Origin of the sequence: Streptomyces sulfonofaciens, from assembly GCF_014656295.1 — a bacterium.
Taxonomy (GTDB): Bacteria; Actinomycetota; Actinomycetes; order Streptomycetales; family Streptomycetaceae; genus Streptomyces; species Streptomyces sulfonofaciens.
Map to the genome: position 1 here is coordinate 1 of NZ_BNCD01000111.1, position 513 is coordinate 513.

Sequence of the window (513 nt, forward strand, 5' to 3'; positions counted from 1 at the left end):
ATTTTTTGAAGGATTAAAAGCCTTTCAACGCTTTCTTCAAAGTGCTTGGGGCGGTAATGGCTTTGCTTTAAGATATTTTTATACAATTCTTCATCAAAAACGCCATCTTTTTGAAAAACGCTCGTTTTTCGGATCTCTTTCGCCACTTCTTGCTTCGTAGCACCAAGCCCTAAATCTAAAGCGAGATTTCTCAATAGGGCTTGATTGATGAGCGAATCTAGAGCGCTTTTTTCTAAATGCATGGCTTTGATTTGATCTTCAGTGAGTTCTTTAAAATTGGGGATAGACTCAGCGTATGCGTCTTTAAGGCGGCGGTATTCTTGGGCTAATTCTTCTTGAGAAATCTTAATTTGTCCCACTTTGGCAGCGCTATCGCTATCTAAAGAAAAGCTGTATTGCCCCCAGCCTATCATCCCGGCGGCAATAAAAGCGATCGTGCTTATCCATATTGTAACCACTAAATACTTTCTATGATTTTGCATCCATTCAATCATAAGAACTCTAATCCCTTTT

Annotated in this window: 1 protein-coding gene; it reads right to left on the reverse strand. The window is 39.4% G+C overall.

Annotation, left to right across the window (positions count from 1 at the left end; all coding sequences use genetic code 11):
• Positions 1-482, reverse strand: a 482-nt coding sequence (locus tag IE313_RS36775) for a SurA N-terminal domain-containing protein (RefSeq protein WP_229925217.1), incomplete at its 3' end; no start/stop codon positions are given.
• Between the last annotated feature and the right edge of the window lie 31 nt (positions 483-513).